We start from the raw sequence: 3,567 nt of genomic DNA, 5'->3' as shown, positions 1-3,567 counted from the left end.
CGAAGCCCGTCAGGAAAGGCTGATGAAGCTGGCCGCCTGAGCTGCAAAAGCTTGTCCAGACAACCGGAGCCGATACAGTGAATGGGAGAACATTTGTATTCTCGACTGCCTCTTCTGCACCCGCGGGGATCGAACCGCCGTTCTCTCCGCCTTGCAAAGACTCCCCGTGCAATACGTGATTTTGCTGAGCTTTGGCAACGCTGAGCGCTTCCGGGTTGGTTTTTCCGTTGTTATATTGTTTGACCGGATGCGATTTTTCCTCGGCGTCTGGCGTTGCGTCCCGCGCGCTTGAGGCCGCTTCAGCTTTGGCATTTGTGGATTCTTCTGTTTCTGCGCTTCCGTCAGCAGGCGGGCGTTGCCTCTCCTCAGCGGCTGCCCTTGCCATTTTCGCAATGTAGCTGTCCTTGTGCCGTTTGCCTGCTCTGCGCAGTTTCACAGCGTCGCGAACGCTGATCAGGTCGTCCTGCTTGCGGTCGGGAAGCAACCGTCCGAGAGACCTGCCCTCGTGGATGCGGGCATAGCAGATTCGTGCGTCATAGTGCTTGACGGTGCCTGCGACAAGCACCGGCTGGCCCTTCGACCTGAGCAATCCCGTCTCCATCGACAGGTCTTTGCTGGAATATCGATATCCGAGCTCCTGGACATACGGCATCCTTCCATTCTTCATATCGCCGCGCAGCGGCCTGACGAAGTAGTAATCGAGCATCGTGCCGCTCTCAACGGTTTGCCGCGGGAGAGGAATGGGCATCTGCCGCGCGAGCTGCTCGTCAAGCGCATGAGCAAGCGACTCAACCGGCGACGAATGACGTGCCCTTTCGGTAGGTGCCCGATTGTGCTCCCCGCATGCCTGGTCAACCGCGAGTTTGAGATTTCCGAGAGCAACCGGGGATTCAGGACCCAGCATTTTGCCGGTCAACCTGGCGATATTGCCGATCACGCGCTCAACGACGGCCCGCGTCACCCATGTGTAGCAGGGCCCAAAGTTAATCGCAGCCCCAAAGTGATATACGTTAGCCCGTATTGCGGTATCCGAAAGGTTACATAGGGCGTTGTCAAACCGGATTACATCGAATCGCGTGTGTCTGATAGCAGGAACCAACTCAGGCGCAAAGCAAGGTCCAGCGACTACCCCGTCCTCCCCGTAAAACTCGGATTTCGCGTATTGCTCGGGGTGGACGAAACGATCCATGCACTCCAGGAGACTATCTGTGCTCGGGTTTATCTCCAAAGTTGGAAATCCCGACAGTGCAGCGGAGGACAATTCGTCCACGAGTAGCGCGTAATACCATTTCGGCAGGTTGACCTGAAAGATTTGGCCATGCCCGTTAGCCATGGTGACCTTTGTTATCCTCTCCGTTCTCCAGTAGTCACATTGAACGTATGACCCGGCACGCTGCGGACGGATTATCCGCCTCAAACCCTGACCAACCTGTCTGGCACGTTTTCCCGCTGTATCGCCGTGGTAGATCTCGATATATCTTGGTGCATGGCGGTGCGCCAAGCTCATGCAATACCGGGCGACGGCGTCGCGCCCTTCATCCGCGTTCGAGAATGGATAATCAGATGGTCCAACTCCCGCGTTTTGCAGGTAAACTGCAACGTCGCCGTAAATTTTTGAGACATCGAAGTTAATCCCCTCAGCCGGCGCATTCTGCTTGAACAGGCAGGAATGGACGAACGACCTGAGCCCTTCGACGCGTTCGAGCAATCGGGCCCATTGATGGCTGCCGCGTCCGCCGACTCCTTCGCCCATCTTCGTGGTCTTGATCGTCCCGCGATTGAGATGCTTCCCCTTGAGTAATCCAAAAAAGCCGTAGATGCCGCCGCCTGGACGCTGCGTCACGCAACGCGACACAAAGTACACAACCTGACTCTGGTGGACGCGGAACTTCTTCGCGATCGCTTTACAGGTATGTCCCGCGCGATACGCCTCCACTATCTCTTTTCGACGATTGAATCCGGCCTGCTCTTCTAATGGGATCTCGTCTGAGTCGGGGATTGGCCAGTCGACGAGCAGATATTCATGCGGGATGAGGTGCCGCCGCGTCCTCTCAAGACACGCAAGGGTGCTTGCTTCCGTCGCTTGGACGGGAGCCTTCGCCTGACTGTCCTCATCGCCTGCGAGCGAACCAGGTAATGCCGCGCGTAGCATCGATGTGCCGGAGCCAGCATGCCGGATCTCCGAACGCGGCGTCAGGATTCGGGTGGCCAGGTCTGTTATTAATGTTCCATCAGCCAGAAGCTTGGCCAGCGCGCCTATCAGAAGCGCCTGATCGAGGTCGGGAATGTCGAGAATTTCCCTGATCGTGACGACTGATCTGGCGGAAAACATACCGAGGATGGCCTGATATGCTAGCGAACGGTCATAACTTCGCGTGGCAGTCATTGCGCCTGAGAGCATGAGTGCGTTGTCGAAAAGGTACAAAGACTCTTCGATATCGCCCCCGGTAACCATGCGCGCCCTCGACCCTCTAGGCGCAGTCAGTTTCCACCCCGACCGTGGTGCGTTGCGCCTGCAGCGGCAATACTCCACACGTTCATCTTTGAACTTCACCACGAAGTCGAACTTCGTCTCTTCGTCCTGATCGCCCGTCACACTCGAGGCACTATCGTAAGAAACTATCTGTGGGTCCAGCTCAAACATCACAGCGCAGGCAAAAACAACGTCGCTTTCAAGCAGCAGGAGCCTGTCCAACTTGTTCGAATGAAAATACCAATAGTTTGCCTCGGGATCACGATACTCCCGAAGGCATTTTGTAATGCTATCCCCTGACCGCGTGAAGCCGGGGGGAAACATGCGCACACGAGACATTCTGTTCTCCGGTGTACGCCTGCACAGCGAAAATACTCCCCCTTGACTTTTGCCGTGAAAAGCCGAGAATAGTTTTGTGCAGACGAGGGGCCGCGGACGTGCAAGGTCCGCTTTCGGCCTAAGGATGTTGGCTGTACTGGTTGAGCTTCTCCTTGAAGTAAGACACTTTGAAAACCGGCTGAAGTAGCCGGTTTTTTATTTGAGCACCTTTTAAAGTAAGTTAACTTCTGTCGCTTTTCAATAAAAACCGCCAAAATCCTACGATTTACGCATACGTGTTATGTATAAAAATAAAATCTGGCAGTTATATAAAAATCATAAACCATTGATTATTATGTTAATAACATGGGCCGATAAGGCCGGATTAAGAAGTCAGCTTTGAGGACTTGAAGCACTTTGTTTTTGGGGCTTGAGACGTCCTCCATGATCAGGCGGCGCGGAGTTGCCCATCCAATTCACGGATTTTCAGGTCGAAGGGACGGCTCCTGCACATTCACATATTTGCTCCGACAGTGAACGGGCGGAAATCAAATTCACGGATTTGCTCCGGCTGCTCCTGGTAACTACGCGAAGACGCCAATTTGTGAACGCAGATTTCTTGTGAATCCAACTGATCTGTTGGTCGTAAAGTCCAGTCAGTGCAGGCCTCGGGCGTTCGACTGCTTGCTCCGACGCACTGCTGCGGGAGTTCGCGGGATACATGGACGATTTCTGGCGTGAGCGCGGCATCGATCTGCCCGTACCCAGCTTTGGCC

At 54.8% G+C, this 3,567-nt stretch carries 2 protein-coding genes; both read right to left on the bottom strand.

From position 1 onward, the window contains the following. Positions 1-2,812: helix-turn-helix domain-containing protein (locus EVC45_RS43865; RefSeq protein WP_129964265.1), on the bottom strand; the 2,812-nt coding region annotated here is incomplete at its 3' end. A 493-nt stretch (positions 2,813-3,305) separates the two neighbouring features. Further along, on the bottom strand, positions 3,306-3,567 hold a 262-nt coding region (locus EVC45_RS46395), incomplete at its 5' end, for a hypothetical protein (protein WP_211193592.1).

This window comes from Paraburkholderia sp. UYCP14C, assembly GCF_004197395.1.
GTDB lineage: Bacteria > Pseudomonadota > Gammaproteobacteria > Burkholderiales > Burkholderiaceae > Paraburkholderia.
Note: the sequence above shows the minus strand (reverse complement) of the source record. Positions and strands in the feature narration are given on the sequence as shown.